This window comes from Terriglobales bacterium, from assembly GCA_035567895.1.
Taxonomy (GTDB): Bacteria; Acidobacteriota; Terriglobia; order Terriglobales; family Acidobacteriaceae; genus Gp1-AA112.
In genome coordinates, this window is record DATMPC010000109.1 from 1 (window position 1) to 23004 (window position 23004).

The window sequence follows — 23004 nt, forward strand, 5'->3', positions numbered from 1 at the left end:
CGCCCGCGAAGTACAACTGAATCGCTTTGCCGCCGCTGGTGAACGCATCTACTCGAATGCACAGATGGGACCGCGCCAAATTCGTACGTACTGTGAACTCTCGAGCGACTGCGAACGCCTGCTGGAACGCGCCATGCAGCAGCAAGGTCTCAGCGCCCGCGCACACGACAGGATTTTGAAGGTGGCCCGAACGATAGCCGATCTGGATGGAACGGCCGATATCCAGTCGAAACACATCGCCGAAGCCATTCAGTACCGAACTTTGGATCGGAGTTATTGGGCATAATCATGTCCTGCAACTCGATTGGATGTAAACCGTAGTGAGCAGTTCTCGTTAAGCATTCCGAGAATGGGTCAAAGCCAATCCATCCCGCTTACACGCGATTCCGGAACACCTGTTCCTCCTCGTAGTGAGCAGTCCGCAAGCTACGAAGTAGAGCTGAGTAAGCTTGCGGTTCGACTGATGTTTGCTGTAAATGCCAGCGGAGTCGCCATTGCGATCCAGTCTCCCGCCGATCCCGCGACCATGGTATGCGTTGCGCGTTGCGGAGATACGGCGCCGCCTCTCGGGGCGCTGCTCGATATCAATTCCGGAATCTCGGGAAAAGCGGTTCGGGAGAACCGTACATTGCATAGCGATGACACTGCTACAGATCCGCGTGTGGATAAAGAAGCCTGCGAGCGATTAGGCATCCGTTCAGTAGCCGCTGTGCCGATCTCCAGCGAGTCTCGCTGCGTCGGCATCCTGGAAGTCTTTTCGAACCGACCGGGCGCGTTCGATGCGGCGACCTTGACCCGGATAGAGGCCGAAGCTCTTCGCTCGTTCGCCTTAGTCGAGGAGCGGCCTTCGGAGACGAAACTACGGGATCCCCAGAATTGGAAACTGAAATCCCCAGGCTTTGAATTGGATCAGGCTGGCCGGCTCTCCGCACTTCAGACTCCATCTACCGAGATCGCGACCAATCACGCCGATCTCCGCTCAAGGATATTGTCGCTGCTGGATTTCCCAAGTGTCTCAAGAGTTCTAAAGCGCCTCTCGCGATGGATTGCGCTAGCATCAGTAGCTACCTCGCTTGCGTTCTCCGCTCCCCGTTTGCTTCACCGCAGGAATGTGACTTCGACCAGTGGCGACACTGCGGCGATTACTGAAAAACACTCGAGCGCGCCTGCTTCGGCCGGCAGTCTCGAATCGACGACAGCGCTGGTAAGTGATGCCGCTCCGAAAGTACGCGTGTTGATGGCCAAGGCCCTCAGCGGAGATACAGTTGCACAGGTCTCACTCGCAGATCATTACGCGGCAGGCGACGGAGTAACGAGAGACCGTGTGAAAGCTGCGGTATGGGCGGTGATTGCGCGCGAAAATGGAAACCAAAAGACCGATAAATCTGCCGCAGGGATACCACGCAAACTGCAACCCTACGAAGTCGGGCAAGTCCAATTTAATCTCGGGACGATGTTGAGAGACGGAATTGGCACACCGCGCAACCTCGTCAACGCGTACGGCTGGTTTTTACTTTCCGAAAAGACAGGCGACGTACGCGCAAGCGCTGCCTTGCTGAATCTGCAACAAGTGATGTCAGCCAGCGAGATCGCAGAGGCTCAACGCCGGGCCCCGCAGCTGGTTAGTCACCCCAGGAAGTAAATCTCAACCAATCGAAGGATCGACCGCGCTCGAGCGGGTCGCGTGTGTCAGTACCGGCGGCGGCAGCCGCTACACGTATGTCCCCTCTCAGGCATTAAGCGCACAGGTAACGTTGACCCGGCGGCTACTGCCGCCGGTACTGATCTTCTCGTCCCGTTAAGGGCCCGTCACCACCGGCAACTCAACAAAACTAGCTTGTCCCAATGTGTGATACAGCTGCTGAGTGGTCTTGCGATAATCCCCCGGCTTTGCCCAAAAGATGTTCGGAACAAACGTCTGCGGATTGCGGTCGTAGAGCGGGAACCAGCTTGATTGCACCTGCACCATGATCCGGTGACCGGGCAGAAAGACATGGTGGGCCGTCGGCAGCGAAAATTTGTACAGCAGAGGCTTGTCGGGAGTGATGGCCTTCGGATTCTCCAGACTCTCGCGATAGCGGCCGCGGAAAATGTCAGCGGAAACCATCAACTGATAGCCCCCCATCGCGGGCTGCTCGGCGACTTCGTCGGGATAGACGTCGATCACCTTCACTACCCAATCTGAATCGGTGCCGCTGGTGGACGCCACCAGGTTCACTACAGGCTGCCCACTGATCTTCACTGGATCTTTCAGCACGTCGGTCACGAAGGACACGACGTCTTGCCGCCCCGACGGCTCGCGTTGATCGTCGACTAGCCACTGCGACCATGTCGACCCGGGAAAGTACACAGGAACATTCGGTCTTGAGCGATAGGGCACCGGCTTCGCCGGATCGGAAATGTATTCTTCAAACGCGGCATCGCCAGCCTTAGGCGCACTGAGACTCAGTTTACGATCGGCGTTGAAATAGATTGGCTTGCCCTCGACTTTGCAGCCGCTCTCGCAGCCTGCAGGCCACGCAGGCAGACGCCTCCACGCATTCGTTCCCGTTTCGAAGGCTGAAACCGTGGGAACATCTGCCTTCGGCGCATCGTCCTTCAGATAGTGCGCGAGGAATGGGCCAAGTATCCGTTGCCGGAAATACAGCGCTGTGTCGCTCCCAAACTTGATCGCCCCCAGCGCGCTGCCTTCGTGGATCTCCTGGCCGTGGCTCCATGGGCCCATCACCAGGAAGACTTTGTCATTATTTGTGTCTTTGGGCTTTAGCGCTTTGTACACCGCAGGCGCACCGTAGATGTCTTCCTGGTCCCAAAGGCTATCGACCAGCATCATCGGCACCTTGAGCGGCTGCGCGGCGAGAATCTTATCCATCGCCTGTTCGCGCCAGAAGCTGTCGTAGCTGGGGTGCTCCAGGATCTTGCGCCAAAAGCCCATTTGTTCCAGCCCATGCTGGCGTCCGAGTTCGCCCGCCGATCCGGCCTGCATGAACTCGTCGTAGTCATCGTAATGGCTTCTCCACCACTTGAAGTCGTTCTTTCGCGACGACTCCTGTTCGTAAATGTACGGCATGTTCTGTTCGCGGAAAGCACCATTATGGAACCAGTCGTCGCCCATCCATCCGTCGACCATCGGATTCATCGGCACGCTCACCTTCAACGCGGGGTGCGGATTCACCAGCGCCATGAGTGGAAGAAATCCGTCGTAGGAGATTCCAAGAATCCCCACTTTACCGTTCGTCTCGGGAATGTTCTTCACCAGCCAGTCGATGGTGTCGTACGTGTCGGTAGCATGATCCACCGGCGTCGGATTCAGCGGACCATGTAGCGGCCGCGTCATCACGTAATCGCCTTCAGAATCGTATTTACCCCGAATGTCCTGCACTACGCGGATGTAGCCGCCCTCCACAATCACGTCCACCGCATTGTCGTAGCCGTTCAGGATCGGACCGAGGTGTGAGCTGTAGGCATGATTCGTCAGCGAATCTGCCTCATAGGGCGTGCGCGTAAGCAGAATCGGCGCGTGAGTGGCCCCTTTTGGGACAAGGATCACCGTGTGCAGCCGAACACCATCGCGCATCGGGATCATCACTTCGCGACGGCTGTAGTCCCAACTTGCACTGGCAGGCTCGAACTTTGCGGGAGTTTCGCTAGGAAAGTTCGGGTAAAGAGGCGCGTTCTGCGCCGCGAGTGATGAAGCGAGTATGAGGACTCCAAATCCAAAGATCGGAGCACTCAACGTAAGAGTGCGGACGACGTGAGTTAGCTTCATGGGCGAAGGAGGTATTGAACATGTGGAAGACGCGCGAGGTCAAGGGAGGAGTGGGAATGTCAGCTTTGTGGCTGTCATCCTGAAGCCCGAAGTTGGCCGAAGGATCTCCTGAGATCCGTCGGACTTGTTCGCTATTTCCTGGCATTTCGGCCAGTGCTCAGTAATTTTTCGCCGAAGAGCCACACCGGCAGCATTTGTGGCTGACTCATTCCGGGAGATCCTTCGGCCAACACCAGGCCTCAGGATGACAGTGTTTGTAGACGAAATCCACTGAACAACAGTGAAAGTCACCCTACTTCGCAATCACACCGCAAGCAATGCGATCACCAGCGTTGCCCGAAGGATCGGTCTTCATGTCATCCGCCTTGGCATGGATCACGAGCGCAGTGCCACCATTGCTGAACAGAGAATGGCTGTCGGTGCCGAGTGTGACGTCAGCATCGTTGACGGTTGTCTTCGCTGTGCCATCGCTGCCGACGGTGAAGTTCTTCATATCGCCGGCATGGTGACCTTCGGGATTTTCGAGTCCGTGCTTTTTGTTGTCGGGATTGAAATGCGGCCCCGCAGACTTGAAGTCCGGCCCTTCGCACTTTGCATTCTGGTGGATATGTATTGCGTGCTCGCCCGGCGGCAGATTCTTCGCGTTGAGCTTGATGGTTGCACCCTTCTTGCCGGCAGACGAGACCGTGGCAGTACCAACATCTTCACCCTGGCCATTCTTCAGTTGAACAGTGGTTCCCTTGCTCTTTGCCTGAGCCGAAACTGCGCAGATGAGCAATCCGCAAAAACAAATCACGAATAATAGACGGGCTTTCATTGGCTCTCTCCTGTATGCGATGGGAATTCTACTCTTTAGAGGATAAACAGAGGACACGGGACCGACGCGCGCAGTGGCACAGCCGCCCTCAGCTGTGGCTCCGCCAAAAGCCGGCAGGGGCGACGGTGTCTGTGCCACAACAGGGAGGATCCAGAAGTCCACCTCTCAGAACCTAAATCCTGGGTACTCAAGGCTGACCCCCGCGCGAGGGCGGCGTCGGTCCTGGGTTCCGGACATCTCCTTAGTCCTGACCGCCCGTCGGTGCCGGCTTCGCTCCCGGAGGTGCGGTTGGAATGCTGATGTCAAGCTTCGTCACCTGCCCGAACTGCGCCAGCGGCTTGTCGAACTCTTTTGGATTGCCCACCACCAGCACCGCCAGCTTGCGCTTGTCGATGTACTTCCGGGCGACGCGACTCACTTCCGCGGCTGTCACTTTGTCCACCGCGTCACGGAAGCGCTCGAGGAAGTCTTTTGGATATCCGTACAGCTCATAGATAAGCTGCTCGCCGAGAATCTTGTCGGGCGAATCGTACGCAAAGATAAAACCGTTGAGAATCGAGTCCCGTGCCTGCTTGAGTTCCGTTTCAGTCGGAGGCGTGCCGAGCAGGTCGTCGATCTGCTGATACAAAGCTGCAACCGCCTTCGCTGTTGACGAACTCTTTGTACCCATGCTGATATCGATCAGCCCGGGATGGTTATATCCGGCACCGATTTGCCCGCCCACAGAATAGGCCAACGCTTGTCCAGTACGCAGATTCTTGAATAGTCGCGAAGAAAATCCTCCGCCAAAGATCTCGTTCATCACGCGCACCGCGAAGTAGTCGGGATTATCGCGGCGAATGCCAACACCGAGCATGGCGATCTCACTCTGGTTCGTATCCGTCTTTTCCGCAAGATACACCCCCGGCTTTGGACCCGGAACGGGAATATGAGGTGGATCGTATGGTGTGCCCTTCGGTAGCGAGCCAAAAGCTTCGCGCAGACGACTCTCCATCTGCTTCGAATCAAAATCACCGACCATGCCGAAGATGATGTTATTGGGAGCGAAGTGGCGCTTGTGCCAGTCGAGCAGATCCTGGCGAGTTACTGCGGCGACGGTCCAGTACTCTGCCTCGCGGCCATAAGGGCTGTCCTTGCCGTAGCCGAGCTTGGCCGCCTCGCGGCCGGCGATGCTGTCGATCTCGTCGTTCCGTCGCGATATGGCGGTGTTGAGCCGGCGCTTCGCCAACGCGATCTTGTCTTCGCGAAACACCGGATGCTCGAGCACATCGAGGAAGTCGCCGAATACCTGATCGAAATTCTCTTTCAGGCAATTAAAGCTAGCTGAAGTCGTGTCGACACCTGCACCGGTTTCAACCTTCGCGCCGATCGCCTCCAATTCATCGTCGAGCTGATCCCCAGTCTTCTTCTCCGTCCCGCTCGTGCGCCAACTGGCCGAGTAGATCGACATCATGCCCGTCTTCGCCGCAGGCTCCGAACTTGAGCCGCCCTTGATCAACGCTGACCCGCTGATCAGCGGGAGCTCATGATCCTCCTGAAGAAAAATAACCATGCCATTCGGTAACTGAATGCGCGTAGGCTCCTGAGGCGTGAACTTCGCCAGCGGAGGAATCGGGACCTGCTGCCAGCTCTGCTGTGCGAAGGATACGCAACCGGCATAGACAAGCCAGGCAGCCAACAGGTACTTCGTCGTCCGTATCACCGTTCACCTCCCGGTCCAGCTGGGCTAGGAGGTGCAGACGGCGCCACGGTTTGGACCACCGCAACCGTCCGATTTGTGCTTGTAAACGTCTTATTGGCCACGCGACGAATGTCCTCTTTCGTGACTTTTTGCAAACGATCGATGTTGTAGAACAACTCGCGCCAGTTGCCATAGCGCGCCTGGGCAATCGCGAGCTGCGCTGCCAGACCGCCGTTCTCACCGAGTCCCCGAATCAGATTGGCTTTGGCGCGCGTCTTCACCGTCTGCAATTCGGCGTCACCTACATCCTGCGTCTTCATTCGCTCAATCTCTTCGCGAAATGCCGTCTGCAGCTCGGGCGGCTTGTGTCCCTGAATGGGAACCGCGTAAAAGCCAAACAGGCTCGGATACTTAATCCCAGGGAAATCCGTAAATCCAACTGCTGCCGCCGCGATCTTCTTGTCGCGCACCAGCGACCGATACAATCGCGATGTTCTGCCTTCTGAAAGCAAGTCAGAAATTGCGTCGTACACGGCATCATCTGGATCGCGATAGTCCGGGCGATGATAGCCCTCGAGATAAATCGGCTGCGACGGCTCCGGAATCGTAATGTTGCGTTCATCCACTTGCTCCGGCTCGACTGTATGTAGCTCCTCCGGCTTGGGTTTGGCTGGCAGACGTCCAAAGTATTTCTCTGCAAGTGCGAACACTTCGTCGGGCTTCACGTCTCCCACGACCGCAACCGTCATGTTGGAAGCAACGTAGTAAGTGTCGAAGAACTTCTGCGCATCAGTGCGCGTAAGGCTGGCGAGATCCGACGGCCATCCCACATTGGGGTTGCGATAAGGATGCGCCGCGTATGCCGTCGCCAGGAACTGTTCGATCATGCGCCCAATCGGACTCGAATCCGTCCGCATGCGCCGCTCCTCGAAGACGACGTCGCGCTCCTGATAAAACTCCCGCAGCACAGGGTGCAGGAAGCGCTCAGATTCGAGATACGCCCACAACTCCAACCGGTTGGCCGGCATGGAGTAGAAGTACGAAGTCTCGTCTTCACCCGTGGCGGCATTTAGGTCTTGTCCACCCTGGGCCTCGACGATCTCGCTAAACTCATTCTTCTTTACGTACTTGTCAGCCTCTTCCTGCGCTTGGAGAAACACCTTCTCCAACTCTTCAATCTTCTTTGGATCGCTCCCGACTCGCTTGAGGCGCTCACGCTGCAGCGCGAGATATGCTTCCTCTTCCTTTTCCATCGCCGCTTTTTCTGCCGCGTAGTTCGTGGTACCGATCGTGGGCGTACCCTTGAACGCCATGTGTTCGAACATGTGCGCCATGCCGGTCTCGCCTTTTGGATCCTGTGCGGAGCCGGCATCAACGTGGGTGTAGAACGAAAAGACAGGCGCTTCGTGCCGCTCGCAGACCAGGACAGTTAGTCCATTCGCCAGCGTCTTGACGTGGGTTTTCTTTTCGAAGGAAGCAACATCTTGCGCAGCTGCTGCCGCAGCTAATGCGATAAGCAGAGACAAAGAAAGACGAATAACTCGGGACATCGAGTCTCCTTGCGAACTGTCTGCGAAGCTAAATGCAAACTGCACCGGGGGTCAACACGAAGGACAACGAAGAATCGGGCCATCGGGTGATCGGGTGAAGTAAGAACTTGGGTCCCTTTGGCGATCAGTGTTCCGGCAAAAGCAGATTTCTTGACATCTCTTCCTCATTGGCCGATCGTCCAAATGCGCTTGCCTTTCACTTCACCCGATCACCGGATGGCCCGATTACCTGATTCGCCCCTGCCCTTTCGTGCTGGCAACTCTGCTCCCAGCAGGGCATAATTGCCCGAGCGCTGCCGTTCTGAACCAAAAACCCCCAAGGAGCAGATTCCATGCTCGAAGCGACCCAGACAGCGAGCGGCGAGATTGTGTTTGAACAAAGCAAGCAATGGGAAGGACAAGTCGTAAACGGAACGTATCCCCTACGCCAGTACCTCGGCGGTTCAGATCACAGCGCCGTCTTCCTCACTGAAATTCTTAGCGGGAATCCACAGAAGGCAGCGATTAAGCTGATCGCAGCAGACGAAGCCAATGCCGACATTCGGCTCGGGCGGCTAAAGCTCTCAGCAAAGCTCTCGCATCCTTACCTTCTTCGCATCTTCGAAGTAGGAAAGTGCCAGCTGAACGATCATCAACTGCTCTTTATTGTGATGGAGCACGCGGATGAGACGCTGTCGCAAATTCTTCCGCAGCGCCCTCTAACGCCACAAGAAACACGCGACCTGCTCACGGCTACACTGAATACGCTCGCTCTCATTCACAACAACGGATTCGCTCATGGACGTCTGAAACCAGCGAACATTCTCGTTGCTGGAGAGCAGATAAAGCTCTCCAGCGACGGCCTCTGCCGGCCAGGCACTCCCACTTCGGGCCAGCCCTCCCCCTACAATCCGCCAGAGACTTCGACTGAAGGACTTACTCCCGAAGGAGACATGTGGTCGCTGGGAGTCACCCTGGCCGAAACTCTCACACAACGCCTGCCAACCTGGACCGATCGGCTGCGAGGTGAACCTTCGGTCCCGGACAAGATACCTGAGCCATTCGCCGATATCGCGCGTCACTGCCTCGTACGCGATCCGCGGAGCCGATGGAAGATCGCAGAAATTACTAACCGATTAAACGCGCTTTCACCCACACTAAAAAACCAGCCGAAAGCTGTGGTCGCATCGGTAACGCCGCAAAAGCGCAACAATTATTGGCTCTATGCAATCCCATTTGCGGCGATGGTTGGGATCATCCTGCTGCTGGCCGGCCTGTTGCACCGCAGTCCCAACCAGAAGCCCAAAGCTGGAGAGAATGCAGCGTCCTCCGCTCAAGCTGTGCCACGCAGTCCCGCGCGGACCGAAGCTTCGAAGACCACAGAGGGAACCCTTGCTCCGGATCAGATCATGCGTCAAGTCGTACCAGACGTTCCCGCGAAAGCTTTGCGAACCATTTCGGGAAGACTTAAAGTGACTGTGAGGGCGCACGTCGATGAACGCGGAAACGTTACGAGAGCGGAGTTCGCATCTGCCGGTCCAAGCCGGTACTTTGCGAATCTCGCCATGCAATCAACACAGGAGTGGAAGTTCGCGCCTACGCAGATTGCAAAGACCTGGCTCCTGCAATTTACGTTCACGCGAAGCGGCGTGACTGTTCAGCCAAGACAAGTCGGCTGAACTGCAGTTTTCTTGCCACGGAGCGCCGGCGCCCTGGCGGGCGCTCCGTTTACTACCTCGCTCTCTGGTGCATTGAACCTCCCGAGTAATCCCCGCAATTCCCTTGCTTCCAACAACCTCGCGCGCGTTACCAAAGTCCCTATCCCAGACGCATCTAGGGAGCGTGCAATAGATTTAGGTACTCTTGCGCGCAGCTATGCCCTGGCTTAACGACCACAGCGCGGTAGTAACCACTCTGATCAACTACGTTCCGGTAGTTGCAACAGTCGTCACGTGCATTTTCAGTTTGGTACTCGCGCGGGCAACGCTGCGCCAGGTTGAGGCAACCGACAAGGGAGTAGCCCTCGCCCGTGAAGAGTTCGAACGCGAATGGGCGCCCGAGTTGCACATCAAGTTACGCCGCCTGTCGGCCACGGAACTAGAAATCGTTGTCACGAACCTCGCAAAAGCCTCGGTCCTGCTAGAGGTGCTGCAGTTCCGCAACCTCACAGGAGCACGGCCGTTCGAGAAGGTCACTCTTAACGATCCGCTCATCGGAGGTCTGACCTGGGCCGAGAGCATCGGCGACCGCTTAACAGCCATGACCGGAAAAGACTTCGATGGGATCGTTGATATCTCGATTACGTTCTTCGCCGCCGGGCGCATGTTCCGGACCGACTGGTTTCGCTTCCACGTTCTCATTCATAACGGACACTTCATGCGCGCCGATGCCATCACGCTACCCGCACGTCGCGTGAAGGTCGCGCACGGACACGAGCAGCCAGCAGAACTCGAATTAGCGAAAGATGTTGTCTCGGCGGAAAGCAAGCTCGAAGAGGAATAGCAAGAAACAGTTTCACCACGGAGCCACGGAGCACACTGAGAAGCAGCCTAAGTCAAACCACAAAGGACACCAAGGCCACACAAAGGAAAATCTCAAAGAAGGCTTGCTTCTCGCAATGACTTCACTCGTGTTCCTTTGTGCCCTTTGTGGTTAGCTTGTTCTTCCTCCGTGACTCCGTGGTGAATCGTGAATCCGTGGTGAATAAGGTTTGATGAGTACTTGAAGTGGAGAAACTGCCCGATGCCCCAGAAGAACAAAATGCTCACCTGCACCTGTGGGAACACAGACCTGGAAAGGGTGCGCTTGCGTTTGACCAGCGAGGACGGAAGGTCCCTTGCCATGGTTGCGTTGCTGTGCCGTGGCGACGGTTGCGGTAGAGTGACGTTTCGCCCACAGGAGACTCCCAAAACGGAGGGCGACCATCAACTCAGCAAGCCGGCCAACGGTAACTTCACAGAATCGGCCAAAGTGATTGAGGGTGCCAAGTTCGTGGAGGATGCCAAGTTCGTGGAGGGTGCCAAACTCGTGGAGGGAGCCAGGCTGATCGAAAGCGCCAAGGTGGTAGAGAGTGCCAAATTCGTAGAGGGTGCCCATGTCACGGAGGGCGCCAGGCTCATTGAGGCTCCTAAGAAGACAGAAGTTGCTAAGAATGATGTCGCTCGGTCTGAAGGACCAAAGGGCGTAGCGGCATTATTCGAGCGCGTATACACTGAACGGCTTGTCTATAAGGCCATCGCAGAACGTGATCCCAATTGCCCGACCTTGTTCGACGCGCTCAAGCGGAATGAACAGATCTGTTCGGGAATCAACGCTGCCTTCGGCCAGGTGTATCAGCGCATTGAGGAGAATGAGGATTTGCTGGCCGCGCTGCAATCCCTACCATCGTTGGCGGGGCGGGGATAAGAAAACGCGTTTCGAGTTTTCAGGTTTCGAGTTTCGGCTAAACAAGGCTGGAACAGCATTGCTACAAGCGACTGGCTTTGCTGAAAAATCGAAACTACTTTCTCTTTTGGCTTACACATCGAACAGCCGATATGGTGCCGAGGGCGTTCGCGCCATTAGAAGCGGTAAGGCCACGTTATAGACGGGGACTCCGCCGGTAGTCTTTCCCTCCAAGGCTCCATGATGCGCGTGCCCGTGCACGGCGAGAATTGCCTGGTGACGATCAATTACCTCCGCTAGTCGTCCGCTACCTAAGTAAGGAAATATCTGCTCGGGCTCGCCTCTCACCGTATCGATAACCGGCGAATAGTGCGTGACCACGATGCGCTTTTCCGTGCGCAGCATCGACAATGCCCGCTCCAGCTTGAGCGTCTCATTGATCGCGCTCTGCACGAAGGCCTTTACCTCAGGCTCGCCGAAGGCGGTGAGGACACCGCGTCCAAAGCCCCCAATGAAACCCTTGGTACCGGCAAAACCCACTCCATCGCGCTCATATCCACTGCCATCGAGAACCTTTACGCCCTCGGCGGACATCATCTTCGCAAGCTCTTCCTGCTTGCCGCTCTCAAAGTCGTGATTTCCCAGCACCGCAACGATCGGGACACGAAGCCGCATGAACGACGCCAGCATCGACTCCATCTCTTCAGGCTTCCCGAGATTGGTAAGATCGCCAGCCAGAATCAGAAGGTCAGCCTCGTCGCGTAGCCGTCCCATGGCATCGCGAATACGGTCATAACTCTGGGGTGAAAAATGAAGATCGGCTAGCGCGGCGATTCGCATGGGTTCTTACTTTCGCTCTGAAGACTCACCGCTCAATATCGCCGGGGCTCCTCATGCCGCCGGCTCCCCTATTACTTTGAGCGCCGGCTCCTCAATCTTTGGCTCTGCCTGCGCTCGATACTTCTCGATCAAGTTTTCCAGGTTCCATTCGCACACGTCGATGGCGAATATTCTTTCGTCGATCAAGCTGCCGCGGAACGGTGCTTCCGAATTTGGGCTTTCGAGTTCCGCATGAAGTTTCGCCAGCAAATCGGACCAAATCCATTTTGGTACCGCATTGGAGCTGGGATACACGTAGTGAAATAGGGTGAGCGACCACAGCAGCACGCCCCAGTGATCCCCAACCAAGTTCAATAAGCGCTGCCAATCCATTCGGTCTCCCGCCGCATAAATAACGTGCGCAATGTCGGATCCGTCGAAGCGTTCGCGAAAAGCGACGAAGAGCTTAGAAGCAATCAGTTCTTCAGGCGCGAGCACCCGCACGGTGATCCCAAGCACTTCCGATTGTGATGCACGATCGATCCACGACTGATCTACACGAACAACCGCATTACTCATTCCGGAAATAAGATCTACGAAGTAATTGCCTTGCCGGGCCTTGCATAGCCACACAGGATCGCAAATTTCAGTCTCGAAACCGAGTTCGTTGAGGGCTTGCATCGTCCGCGATACTTGATCCGCCGCAAGAAAAATATCGAGGTCCTTGGTATCGCGCCAGATACCGGTATGCTCATGAAGCGCAAATGCCCCCGACACCGCACAGGGGACCTCTTGCCCGTTCAGGATCCGTAGCACTTCGCGAAACAGGTGCTCCTGCTCAGGCGCGAACTGCGGGGCCTGCGACGAACTTACCGGCAACGGTTTGTGAGTGTGGGGCACGGCTTAGGCTTAGATGGTAGTCATGTAGCTGTATGTTGTGGTCCCACAAGGGAAAATCGTAACCAGCAGCTCGGAATGCGCATGTATTCGTCAACTTCTGCGATACCTGCTAAATTGCATCCATTCATCCATTGAGGAACGGAGAGGAAATGCCGTGGCGAAGAAGGAAACGGTAATCGAGATCGAAGGCAAGATGCTGAAACTCTCTAATCTCGACAAAGTTCTCTACCCAGCGGTCGGTTTCACCAAAGGACAGGTCATTGACTACTTCGTGCGCATAGCACCGGTGTTGCTTTCCCATCTCAAGGACCGCCCGCTCACGATGAAGCGCTATCCCGAAGGCGTTGATGGCATGTATTTCTACGAGAAGAACTGTCCCAAGCATCGTCCAGACTGGGTGCAAACCGCGCCGATTTACAGCTACGGACGCAAGGACTACATGCAGTATTGTCTGGCCCAGGATCTTCCCACATTGGTCTGGGCGGCCAATCTTGCCGATCTCGAGCTCCACACCTCGCTCTCCTACGCCGCAAAGATCGAGCAGCCCACCATGATGGTCTTCGACCTCGATCCCGGCCCTCCGGCCGACATCGTTCTTTGCTGCCAGGTGGCGTTCTGGCTGAAGGATATCTTTGACAGTTTCAACTTGCAGTCCTTCGCCAAGACCTCAGGGTCGAAGGGACTCCAGATCTACGTTCCCCTAAATACTCCCGTCACGTACGACGAGACGAAGGGGTTTTCGCGCGCTCTGGCTCGCCTGCTCGAGCAGGAGCATCCTGACTTCGTCGTCTCGGATATGAAGAAAGCGTTGCGAGTGGGCAAAATCTTTGTCGACTGGAGTCAGAACGACGAACACAAGACCACGATCAATGTCTATTCCCTGCGCGCGAAGGAGCGCCCGACGGTCTCGACTCCCGTGACATGGGAGGAAGTTGAAAAGTGTCTCAAGAAGAAAGACGCCAATCTGGTCGTCTTCGATTCCAAGCAAGTACTCGAACGGGTGGGAAAGATGGGCGACATCTTCGCTCCTGTGCTCACGCTCGAGCAGTACTTGCCCAATGTCAGCGAGTTGGGCGCTGAGCCAGACGCAAAGCCTCGCACCCGCCGCGGCAGTAGGGCGGCCGGCCGTGAGGCACCGCCCAAAACCACTCCAAGCAAGAAGAAGCCGAGTCGGACGGCGAAGTCAGAAGCAACCAGCCAAGCTGGATAACCAAGAGCAGAATCGAGACGCAACCTGCTGCATCCTGACATGCGGGACATGAAATCCATCGAACGCGAGATCGCGGCCGCCGGCCTTAGCCCGGTAAGACTGCGATCCCTTCCGGAAACAGTCGCCGAGCAGATGCGCTCCGCGATCCTCGACGGCCACCTAAAGCCGGGCGAGCGCCTTATCGAGCAAAAGCTGGCAGACCTCTTTGGCATCGGCCAGCCGACGATTCGAGAAGCGTTAAAAGAGCTGGAGTATCAGGGCTTTGTCCGTAAACTACCGAATCGGGGAACGTACGTTACCGACCTCAATCCCACCGACATGCAGAAGATGTTCGAAGTCAGGATGGGGTTAGAAACACTAGCCGTCGAGCGCGCGGCTCGCAACATGACGTCCGCAGGATTGGCTCAACTTCAGCAGCACCTGGAAGCGATGGCCGGCGCCGCTGAAATCTTCGATCGATCTGCCTTCCACCAAAGCGACGTGGCTTTCCATCGTGCCATGTGGGAGATCTCAGGTAACGAACACCTCAGCGCCGCGCTCGATCGCATCACATTTGCACTGTTTGCCTTCGTTCTGCTGAAACATCACGACGTGAAGGGCGGCTACGCCGCAGCGGTGAAGCAACATCAACAAATCCTGGATGCACTGGCCACCAACGATCCCGCCAAAGCCAGCCAAGTATTCCAAGAGGTCACAGTCGGCTACTGGCGCAAATACCGCCACCTGCAAATTGACTAGTCTGGTTTTTAGGACGTTCGTCGGCTCGGACGAGCTCTCTATTCTGCCGCTCGTCAGGCTCCAAATCTTTCCAGTCCGCGAGCCCTCGCCTTGGCAGCTTCTTCTTCACGATTCTTCGGCGGAGCCGTAGTCTCGAGTGCCCGAAGAAGACGTAATGAGATCGCGGCAACCTCGTCCACCGCTGCCTCAAACGCGTCCTCATTGGCCTTTGACGGCTTGTTAAAGCCGCTGATCTTTCTTATGAATTGCAGCGAAGCAGCGCGAACCTCATCATCGGTGACTGGCGGATCGAAATTGAAGAGAGTTTTTATATTTCTGCACACGATCGGCACCTCAAAAACCAGAGCGATTCAATGCTCTGAACACTTCGCATTCTAAAGCAACCGTGTGGAAGGGCTGGAGGGTGGCGAAGCCAGATTTTTCGAGGTCGCTTTTGCTGAGGGCTAGTTGCTTCTCTTCATGGCAATTGAATCTCGCATTTCGCAGTCCGAGCTGAGTTCACCCTGGTACAGGGTCCACACAACGGTTTCGCTCAACCAGGAAAAATGTACGAGAGACCCACGCAGGCGCATCTCTCCAGGACGCTCTACCGTCAACCTACCCTCATATTCCTTGCCATTTTCCGCGTCGTAGAGCCTGCCCGCCCACATGGATCGCTGTTCGTTCCACTGGAGATTCTTGAACACCAGGCTGCCGCAAACCGGCCGGTTGCGCGCCTCCGGATCGGGATTGTATCCGTCGCGCCAAGGCATGCCATTCGCGTCCCGATTCTGCTTCAGCCCGACGACCCGTCCGCAGAGGGCGCCGCCGCAATCATAGATTTCCACTACACCTTGTTTGCTCGACGTAAGCCACTTGCCGAGAAAGGGCCCGAGGCGCATGCTCTCATCCTGGCCCTGAAGACCAGGCGAGACCAATAACAGCATCCCAACAAACGCGAGCGTTCGATTCAATAACCTGCGCATCGACAATGGCATAGTGGAAGTAGAGGCAATTCAAGCCAATAAACAGTGCGTCGGGAGGGGACCGGCGGCACCTATTTTGCCTGTAAGAGATCGATTTTCCATGGGTCGCGGAGGGACTCAAACGGCTATTTGCCGTGTCATAAATCTTAAGTAACTTGAAAAAATTAGCCGGGCGGGCAAGCCGAAGTTAGCCCTAAACTGCTTTTTCCGAACAGGCTACTTCTCTACGCGGACGAACTGATTGGTGGTTGCATCCACCACCACATCGAGGTCCGGTTCGTTGGTGCTTTTTCCGTAGACGACGTGCCATACCAGCATGGACCTCCGTCCCTCCCAACTCAGCCGGTAGTTCACCGGGAGGTCTGGATCTTTCTTTAGCAGTGCAACACCCCCATGCTTCTGGGCGGTTTCGAGTGCCTGGTCCGTGTCGAACTTCAGGTACACGAGTTGGAATGGCTGAGTAGACTTATTGGTCGCGCTCCAACTATCTTCAGTCCCGGGAGTGATGCCCGGACTCGGCGCATCCGGGCCGGTCAGGCCCGACCACATGTAGGTCTTCATAGACTGGCGACTCGACGAGGCAAAGGTTCCCCGCCAAATAGCCGATTTTCCATCATGTCCAAGCGGCGCTTCAGGATTCCCGCCGGCATGCTTGTAGTTCTGAGACTCCAGGCTGACTGGCTCCGTGTCTCCGGCCCAGCCACGTGAGGTCGTATAGAGCCTCTGGAAGGCTATGCGACCACTCCCGACATCGCTCTGCTTCGGAGGCTCAGGTTTCGCCGGAGCCGACGCCGTCTCGCGGCTAGAGGGAGATGAAGAGCACGCAAGCATCGCGCAAGCCGCGCAAAGCGTCAAAACCGTCTTCCAAATCGTCGTCATTGGAGCTAATAATACCTTCAACTTTTCGTCAGATACCCGGATGCTGCGGTCGGGAATCAAGCTCACCACCTGCGACCAGAAGGGCGTTCCTCTGCGCGGCTTTCCGCTTAAAGAAAGTTCGACCCTTTCCCTGTCCGCCTCATCGATTGGAGAAAGATTCCGCAACTGATTGCAGTCGGCCCGGTTTATATACATTGAAGACTTAATCCAACTGGAGTAAGGGACTTGCATCCGACCACCAAGCAGATTCGTGACGCAGTTGCCAACTCAACCGACGGTCTATCTGAGCATCAACTTCGCCTGCATCCTGAGGGCAAATGGGATTCTGCGGGGATCCTGGAGCATCTCGCGCTCACCTTCGGCACGACCGCACGCCTGTTCGAGAAGCTTTTGCGAGAAGGCCGCCCGCTGGCAACTTCGCCGACACTAAAGCATCGCGCCGCACAACTCTGCGTGCTGACGTTCAGCTATATCCCGAGTGGAAGAAAGAGTCCGAAGCGAGTTGAACCCACAGGAATCAGCGGCCGCGAAGCGACAGAGCTGATCTTCGCTAATCTGGAGAAGATGGACTTGGCATTCGCAGAATGCGAGCGGAGATTTGGAGAGAAGGTGAAGATTGCCGACCATCCTGTTTTGGGACCGATCCGTCTGAGCGGATGGCGCAAATTCCATCTCCTCCACACCCGCCACCACATGAAGCAGGTCGACGAACTCACGGCCACGTATGCAGCCCTCAACCGCGACATCGCCGCCGCGAGCTAGGACCCACCGGAGGCGCGTGGTGTTGATGGGTTCATTCTGGCGCACCTCTCTGTTTGTGGCCGTCGCCGCTGATTTGCCCCAGCGTCCCAACCTGAAATGGGAACACGCGAGTGAATTCTACTTGCCGTGTTCCAGGTATTTCGCCATAGGTTCCCAATAATGACTCTTCCAGCCTATTGCCAGATGAGCTGCGCTACCTTGCGGGAAACCAGTGTGGTCGAAGACGAGCCGGGTTCCGGAGCCGGAATCATGCAGCTCGAACTTGGCAATGGAATACACACCCGGCGCCCAACCGTCGTCGCGCCAGGCCTGGACGATGCGCTGATTCGGCACCAGCTCGATGTGTCTTCCCGTAATGTGGCCTGCGAATAGAGAGAACGCGCCCCCTACCTGACCACTGATGTGCGCCGTCGCGCCAGGCATGCTGAACTCGGTGATCTTGCTGAATTGCCCAGGATCGGTCAGCGCCTTGTATACGCGATCAGGAGCCGCTTTGAATACCACTTCCTGATGAATAGCTTCACTGTGGTTGGAGATCTCCTCGCTCTCCGCAGCTAAGGCCGAGACGGGCGAGATGAGAAACGGCAGGCCCGAAAGACCAAGCAGCGAACAAACCGACGCCATCCGCAAGGAAAATTCCCGACGATTCGAGAATGCAGACATCATGAATCCTCCTCACATGCCGAGCGCTCCGATTTCAATATCAATAGCGCTGGCAATATTTAACAAGATTGTTTAATATTAAATTCCTATACGGGAAGCGGATGCATGTTGTCAACCACGAAAACAAAACCATCTTTGTCCGACGCCAGGCTCGACGCGGTATTCCGTGCGCTGGGCGACCGCACGCGGCGGGCATTACTGGCCAGGCTGTCCCATGGTCCCGCGATGGTCACCGAACTGGCGGAGCCGTTTCGCATGTCGCTGCCCGCAGTATCGCGACATATCCGGGTGCTGGAAAAAGCTCGCCTGGTTGCGAGAAGCGTCGATGGCAGGGTGCACCGCTGCTCATTCCGGGCGGAGCCGCTCCAGGGAGTACAGCAGTGGCTCAATCACTACCGCCACTTCTGGGAGGGAACACTCGACTCCCTCGCCTCGTACGCCGAGCACAGCAAACACGAATAAGAGCGCGAAGGGAGACGCCATTGCCTGAACAGACAGCAAGCCAGCGGGAGACCTTGAGGCTTGAAGTACGCAAGACGATCGCCGCAACGCCAGAGTGGCTCTTCGCTGCCTGGACTCAGCCGGAGCGCCTCAAGCAATGGTGGGGTCCCGAAGGCGTTACCTGCATCGATGCGGTTGTGGACTTGCGCGTCGGAGGCAAATACCGAATTGGGAATCGCCTGCCTGACGGGAAAGTGCTTTGGATTATCGGCGAGTACCGCGTCGTGCAGCCGCCAATGAAACTCGCCTACACGTGGCAAATCGAATCCGAAACCCATGCCTCGGAAATCGTTACAGTGAGCTTCGAGCCCCGCGAGAACGGAACCGAAGTCGCTGTGATCCACGAGCGCATCCCCGATGTCGCTATTCGAGACCAACATCAATACGGGTGGCAAGGCTGCCTCTCCGGCCTGGCGGAGTACGCTGCGCTCAGTTAACCGGAGCCCCTAGCATATGGAGATCGGCGGCAGCGCACACGAGCGCCGAAGGCGCGCCAATCTGGTAGTCGGTTTTTGCATTTGATGTTGCCTTAACCGATTGCCGATTACCGATTGCCGGTTTTTCGAGCCTACCCTGACTTTTAGCTTGAGCGCAAAAGCGCGAAACCCCTGGTTGGCTGCTTCCCCTGTTCCCTGTCCCCTGTAACCTGTCCCCTGTAACCTGTCCCCTAGTCTTTGTATGGTTGTCTGAACGGACCAGAACGGGAAGGGGGACGCCGGGAGACCCGCCACGCTCTCTACCGGTTCCTTAACGGGAAGAAGACAAGGGTGAGGTACTCGGCCAACATCAACGACAAGATCCTGCTTGTGTTACCATCGTCGGCTCAGATTCGCAATCCAGAGCTATGACCCCTAAGATGCGTCCCAAAACGGTTGACGAATACATCAGTGTAGCTCCCAGAGAAACGCAGAAAAAGCTGCGGGAGATGCGCGATTGCATCCGCAACGCAGCTCCCGGCTCAACCGAGGGATTGAAATGGGGCATGCCGGCATATTCCCATAAGAGGATTCTCCTCACCTTCGCCGCCCACAAGAATCACATAGGCTTTCATCCGACTCCATCGGCGGTAAAGGCTTTCGCGAAGGAGCTCTCGGAATTTGTAACATCCGACAATTCTGTTCAGTTTCCACTGCAAAAGCCGTTGCCGTTAGATCTGATCCGCAGGATGACCGAGTTTCGCGTTCGGGAGAGCGTCGAGGAAGATAAGAAGTGGCGAACCTGACGATTCCAAACCTTTTCCAGGATATGAATGCATTGCTCCCCGGCTCATGTTCGTAAACAAGGACTGCGGTAGTCTTGCGGGTCTGTCGTGCTTTATGGGAAACCACCACACAAGTACTTAACTCGAATTGTGCCGCGCGGCCTGATCCGTAGTGTCCTATCGTGGTTGCTTGGAATCGCGACATCACTGCCGGCGGTTGGGTATCATGAGGTGCCCATGGTCACGAGATCTGGGCTCAGAACGTGGATCGCGCGGTGAGAAACCGCCCCGCGCCGACGCGGAAACCCGGAGGAGGAACTACGATGAACATCCTGTTGTGGGTCCTGCAGGTACTCGCCGCGCTCCTCTACGGCGCGTCGGGCGTCATGAAGGTCTTCATGTTCGACAACATAAGCAAGGATGTCCCGTCCTTTGGCGCGTTGCCGCGGGAAGCCTGGACGGCCCTCGGCATCCTCGAACTCGTCTGCACGGTCGGGCTGATCGTCCCCGCCGCCTTCCACTGGCACCCGGCGCTCACGGTGGTGGCCGCCACGGTCCTAGCGATCGAGAGCCTCGTGTTCGTCGGGGTGCACGCCAAGTACCGCGAGATCACGACCATCATCATGAGCGGCGTGCTGGGTCTTCTCATGGCGTTCATCGCGTACGAGCGGATGGTCCTGAAACCGATCCTCTGAACGGCGGCCGACCCCTGCAGCCCCCCCGTGACGCCCGTGTTGCATCTTCTCTCAAAAGAGTGCACTCCGCAGCCTTGGAGCCGGGCTTGCGCAGCTCCTGCGCAGCATCAAAGTGGCAATAACACTACTGAAAACTAAATAAGTGCATAGTGCCTAGTGTCGGGTTGTTATGGTCACTGATTCTCACGTCCTCTGGGACGGACTTACTCCTTCATACAGTTTACAAACACAACTCGCCCCACATCTTTCTTTGATTGACTACAAGCAAGCCCCTTCACGCTTACTTCAAGTGTATGACTTATAAGCTGTTTCTCTTGCTTAACGACTGCGCTACTCAGTTCGCGGGTTTTCGCATCACGTCATAACTTCATTACATCTCATGGCTGGCGGACGAGACCGAACGGTTGCGAGCATTCTCCTCATTCCGCCTACTCATCCCGTGTTGAGAACTTAGACGAGTTGGTGCGAAATCGTCTTTCCTCGCGCAGAGGAGTAAACACATTTCGTTGTTGTAACCGGTGGGATCGTGCACGCGGAGTTGCATTAGAGGGGTCTTCGCGTGCACACCTAACCTGCGACTAACCAAGCTGAAGAGATATCAAGACAAAACTCTTCGCAACTATCCGGCCACTGGGAACCCACAGAGAAGTAAAAGACCTCGCACGCAGTCTAAGGCCCCGATTGTTTATCACAAAACAAGTTTAAACAAATACGAACTTCACAAGGAGCAAGAATGAGAAAGCGACTTAGTCTAACGTTATTCACAATGGCTTTCGCGAGTTGTTTTGCTGTTGCCGCGCAGGCCCAACATTTTTCTTTCACCACCGGTAGCCCCGACGCCAAATTGGGCGCGCTCTCCCGGACTGCTGGTTCCCAGGGACTTGAAACCGAAACAGCCGATGATTTCGTGCTGACTCAGCCTACAGTTGTAAGCGGAGCCACGGTTCACGGGCTGATCACAGGGGGCGGTGCCTCTAACGTCACCAGAGTCGAGGTGGAGATTTACCACATTTTTTCCGCGGACTCCGACGCGAATCGTACACCCAGCGTACCGACGCGAGCCAACTCTCCTTCCGATCACGAAATCGACAGCGCAACTCGCGATTCCAACGGCGGTACTCTGAGTTTTGTCGCGAATGGGATCGGAGATTTTCAAGTCCAAAATACTGTAGTCAACAGTATCAACAAGTTTCCCCAGCAGCTTACGCATGGTGAAGGGACGGCGCAGGGCCAGCAGGTGGAAATCGATATCACCTTCAGTACCCCGCTGTTCCTCCCAGCAGGCCACTACTTCTTCCGACCCGAGGTTGAAGTAAGCGGCGGCAATTTCTTATTCCTCTCTGCACCCAGGCCGACCACTGCCGGTACTCCCTTTCCTCCCGGGATAACCGACTTGCAAGCGTGGATTCGCAATGCCAACCTCTCACCCGACTGGCTGCGTATTGGCGGAGACATTGTGGGCGCCGGAACCTTCAACATGACATTTTCCCTTGACGGGAATGCTGTTACCGGCATTGGTACGCCCGGACAGCCAAACTGTCACGGAAAGACCGTTTCTGCAATGGCGGATCAGTTTGGCGGCATGGAAGCCTCCGCTTCAACGCTTGGCTACTCCAGCACGGCCGCCCTGCAGGACGGCATAAGAGTGTTTTGCGAACAATAACGTCGCACTAGACCAACAGGGGACAGCCCTGAACTGAGCGATTCTAAGCAAATTACACAGTTCAGGAGCCTGTCGGAGATAGATTTTTGCGAACGAAGAATCAACAACTTACAAATAATCGAGTCTCTGTAAGTTATTGATTCCTGGTTCGGGAATCGTTCTCTCCGACAGGCTCTCAGGCCGTTCCCTTTTTTTCTAAGACTGTCATTCTGAGGCCCTCTGTTGGCCGAAGAATCTCCCGCGATGTCTCGGACTGAATTGCAGCTTACTGGCACTTCGGCCAACACCGCGTACAATGTCGAGCCGTGAAGGACCACTGCTACTCCGTCTACATCATGTGCAGCCGGACACACGTGCTCTACATTGGCATTACGAGCGACTTACAGCATCGTGTTTGGCAGCACAAGAATGGACGTTCGAGGGCTTTACCAAGAAATACAACTGCCACTACCTCGTGTATTTCGAGCGCTACGACAATGTCTACCAAGCGATCGGCCGGGAAAAGGAATTAAAGGGTTGGAAGCGAGCGAAGAAGATCGCGTTGATTGAATCGGCGAATCCACGCTGGCATGATCTGAGTGAACATTGGGGCCGGCAGATCCTATTTCCGCGACAGTCGAAGGCGGAGGCTGACGCCACTGTGGCGTCACGAATAAAACTGAAAATTCCGGGTTCCTCGTGAAAGTGCCCTACTGGCAGCAATCAAGTCCTACGCACCGCGGGAGATTCTTCGGCCAACGGAGGGCCTCAGAATGACAGTCTTTAAAAAATCGTGCACCAAAACACTCCTACACTCCGCATTGTTCGCAACAAGGAAAACCAGGGACA

The 23004-nt window shown here is 56.0% G+C and carries 24 protein-coding genes; 14 read left to right on the forward strand and 10 right to left on the reverse strand.

What is annotated here, in order from left to right:
- Together VNX88_23395 and VNX88_23400 are read left to right on the forward strand one after the other, a co-directional pair.
- Positions 1-286: hypothetical protein (locus tag VNX88_23395; GenBank protein HWY71631.1), on the forward strand; the 286-nt coding region annotated here is incomplete at its 5' end.
- A gap of 63 nt (positions 287-349) precedes the next feature.
- On the forward strand, positions 350-1642 hold the full coding sequence (locus tag VNX88_23400) for a GAF domain-containing protein (GenBank protein ID HWY71632.1): 1293 nt from the start codon (positions 350-352) through the stop codon (positions 1640-1642).
- Positions 1643-1798: 156 nt separating this feature from the next.
- Here the strand turns inward: VNX88_23400 and VNX88_23405 are convergent, their stop codons facing one another.
- From VNX88_23405 to VNX88_23420, 4 genes are all read right to left on the reverse strand, one after another.
- The gene (locus VNX88_23405) at positions 1799-3769 is read right to left on the reverse strand and encodes a CocE/NonD family hydrolase (GenBank protein HWY71633.1); all 1971 of its coding nucleotides are present in this window, start codon (positions 3767-3769) and stop codon (positions 1799-1801) included.
- Positions 3770-4061: 292 nt separating this feature from the next.
- On the reverse strand, positions 4062-4586 hold the full coding sequence (locus VNX88_23410; GenBank protein HWY71634.1) for a superoxide dismutase family protein: 525 nt from the start codon (positions 4584-4586) through the stop codon (positions 4062-4064).
- 241 nt (positions 4587-4827) lie between these two features.
- Entirely contained in the window at positions 4828-6288 is a 1461-nt protein-coding gene (locus VNX88_23415; protein ID HWY71635.1) for a pitrilysin family protein, read from the reverse strand.
- Positions 6285-7817 (reverse strand): pitrilysin family protein, encoded by a 1533-nt coding sequence (locus VNX88_23420; protein HWY71636.1) that lies wholly within the window; start codon positions 7815-7817, stop codon positions 6285-6287. Before VNX88_23420 ends, VNX88_23415 begins: the two co-directional genes overlap by 4 nt.
- A 332-nt stretch (positions 7818-8149) precedes the next feature.
- Here VNX88_23420 and VNX88_23425 point away from each other — a divergent pair, with 332 nt between their 5' ends.
- The 3 genes from VNX88_23425 (at position 8150) to VNX88_23435 (ending at position 11201) form a co-directional block, all read left to right on the forward strand.
- A complete protein-coding gene (locus VNX88_23425) occupies positions 8150-9475 on the forward strand; it encodes a protein kinase (GenBank protein HWY71637.1) in 1326 nt (441 codons plus the stop codon).
- Positions 9476-9671: 196 nt separating this feature from the next.
- On the forward strand, positions 9672-10298 hold the full coding sequence (locus VNX88_23430; GenBank protein ID HWY71638.1) for a hypothetical protein: 627 nt from the start codon (positions 9672-9674) through the stop codon (positions 10296-10298).
- Positions 10299-10538: 240 nt separating this feature from the next.
- Entirely contained in the window at positions 10539-11201 is a 663-nt protein-coding gene (locus VNX88_23435) for a hypothetical protein (protein HWY71639.1), read from the forward strand.
- Between the two features lie 111 nt (positions 11202-11312).
- Here VNX88_23435 and VNX88_23440 read toward each other — a convergent pair whose 3' ends face one another.
- Both VNX88_23440 and VNX88_23445 read right to left on the reverse strand, forming a co-directional pair.
- A complete protein-coding gene (locus VNX88_23440; GenBank protein HWY71640.1) occupies positions 11313-12020 on the reverse strand; it encodes a metallophosphoesterase in 708 nt (235 codons plus the stop codon).
- A gap of 51 nt (positions 12021-12071) precedes the next feature.
- A complete protein-coding gene (locus VNX88_23445) occupies positions 12072-12899 on the reverse strand; it encodes a nucleotidyltransferase (GenBank protein ID HWY71641.1) in 828 nt (275 codons plus the stop codon).
- A 154-nt stretch (positions 12900-13053) separates the two neighbouring features.
- On the opposite strand from VNX88_23445, the gene ligD reads away from it, so the two are divergent.
- The gene (gene ligD / locus VNX88_23450; GenBank protein HWY71642.1) at positions 13054-14109 is read left to right on the forward strand and encodes a non-homologous end-joining DNA ligase; all 1056 of its coding nucleotides are present in this window, start codon (positions 13054-13056) and stop codon (positions 14107-14109) included.
- Positions 14110-14157: 48 nt separating this feature from the next.
- Positions 14158-14847 (forward strand): GntR family transcriptional regulator, encoded by a 690-nt coding sequence (locus VNX88_23455; GenBank protein HWY71643.1) that lies wholly within the window; start codon positions 14158-14160, stop codon positions 14845-14847.
- Between the two features lie 53 nt (positions 14848-14900).
- On the opposite strand, the gene VNX88_23460 is transcribed toward VNX88_23455, so the two are convergent.
- The 3 genes from VNX88_23460 to VNX88_23470 all read right to left on the reverse strand — a co-directional run bounded on the left by VNX88_23460 (position 14901) and on the right by VNX88_23470 (position 16691).
- Positions 14901-15170 (reverse strand): DUF2277 domain-containing protein, encoded by a 270-nt coding sequence (locus VNX88_23460; protein ID HWY71644.1) that lies wholly within the window; start codon positions 15168-15170, stop codon positions 14901-14903.
- Between the two features lie 120 nt (positions 15171-15290).
- A complete protein-coding gene (locus VNX88_23465) occupies positions 15291-15800 on the reverse strand; it encodes a DUF2147 domain-containing protein (GenBank protein HWY71645.1) in 510 nt (169 codons plus the stop codon).
- Between the two features lie 228 nt (positions 15801-16028).
- Positions 16029-16691, reverse strand: a complete 663-nt coding sequence (locus VNX88_23470; GenBank protein ID HWY71646.1) for a hypothetical protein — start codon at positions 16689-16691, stop codon at positions 16029-16031.
- A 225-nt stretch (positions 16692-16916) separates the two neighbouring features.
- Between VNX88_23470 and VNX88_23475 the strand changes: the two genes are divergently transcribed.
- Positions 16917-17453 carry a DUF1569 domain-containing protein gene (locus VNX88_23475; protein ID HWY71647.1) on the forward strand — a complete coding sequence of 179 codons (537 nt, stop codon included), beginning with the start codon at positions 16917-16919 and terminating at the stop codon, positions 17451-17453.
- Positions 17454-17570: 117 nt separating this feature from the next.
- On the opposite strand, the gene VNX88_23480 is transcribed toward VNX88_23475, so the two are convergent.
- Positions 17571-18119 carry an SRPBCC family protein gene (locus VNX88_23480; GenBank protein ID HWY71648.1) on the reverse strand — a complete coding sequence of 183 codons (549 nt, stop codon included), beginning with the start codon at positions 18117-18119 and terminating at the stop codon, positions 17571-17573.
- A gap of 102 nt (positions 18120-18221) precedes the next feature.
- On the opposite strand from VNX88_23480, the gene VNX88_23485 reads away from it, so the two are divergent.
- From VNX88_23485 to VNX88_23510, 6 genes are all read left to right on the forward strand, one after another.
- Positions 18222-18578 (forward strand): metalloregulator ArsR/SmtB family transcription factor, encoded by a 357-nt coding sequence (locus VNX88_23485; GenBank protein ID HWY71649.1) that lies wholly within the window; start codon positions 18222-18224, stop codon positions 18576-18578.
- Between the two features lie 20 nt (positions 18579-18598).
- Positions 18599-19054, forward strand: a complete 456-nt coding sequence (locus tag VNX88_23490; protein HWY71650.1) for an SRPBCC domain-containing protein — start codon at positions 18599-18601, stop codon at positions 19052-19054.
- 419 nt (positions 19055-19473) lie between these two features.
- Positions 19474-19839 carry a DUF1801 domain-containing protein gene (locus VNX88_23495; protein ID HWY71651.1) on the forward strand — a complete coding sequence of 122 codons (366 nt, stop codon included), beginning with the start codon at positions 19474-19476 and terminating at the stop codon, positions 19837-19839.
- 302 nt (positions 19840-20141) lie between these two features.
- Positions 20142-20513, forward strand: a complete 372-nt coding sequence (locus VNX88_23500; GenBank protein ID HWY71652.1) for a DoxX family protein — start codon at positions 20142-20144, stop codon at positions 20511-20513.
- 733 nt (positions 20514-21246) lie between these two features.
- The gene (locus VNX88_23505) at positions 21247-22176 is read left to right on the forward strand and encodes a hypothetical protein (protein HWY71653.1); all 930 of its coding nucleotides are present in this window, start codon (positions 21247-21249) and stop codon (positions 22174-22176) included.
- Between the two features lie 394 nt (positions 22177-22570).
- Positions 22571-22858 carry a hypothetical protein gene (locus tag VNX88_23510; protein ID HWY71654.1) on the forward strand — a complete coding sequence of 96 codons (288 nt, stop codon included), beginning with the start codon at positions 22571-22573 and terminating at the stop codon, positions 22856-22858.
- The last annotated feature ends 146 nt before the right edge of the window (positions 22859-23004 follow it).